Source organism: Actinoplanes sp. NBRC 103695 (assembly GCF_030269485.1).
Classification (GTDB): Bacteria; Actinomycetota; Actinomycetes; order Mycobacteriales; family Micromonosporaceae; genus Actinoplanes.
Window position 1 is genome coordinate 1 of sequence record NZ_BSTL01000163.1, and the last position, 255, is coordinate 255.

Genomic DNA, 255 nt, shown 5'->3' on the forward strand with positions numbered 1-255 from the left:
GGGCGCAGGCGGTGGCGGGGATGCGCGGGGACAAACTCGCCGCCAGCAACGCTGTCGGTAAAGGTCAGCAAGGTGCTCAGGGCAAGGACGAGTCGAAACGGGCGCAGGTCACCGCGAAGCTGCAGGCTGTCTTCGACGCCACCCAGAAAGACGTCGAAGCCATCCTCGCCGGCCTCGACAGCAAGGTCGACGACTCTTTCTCCTCGGGGGAGAAGGCGGCGCGGGATGCGTTCACCGCTGAGCACAAGCGGCGGA

The 255-nt window shown here is 66.7% G+C and carries 1 protein-coding gene; it reads left to right on the plus strand.

All coding sequences use genetic code 11. The features are described 5' to 3' along the window. Positions 1–20: 20 nt before the first annotated feature. A partial coding sequence (locus tag QSK31_RS48695; protein ID WP_285692028.1) for a hypothetical protein occupies positions 21–255 on the plus strand: 235 nt, incomplete at its 3' end.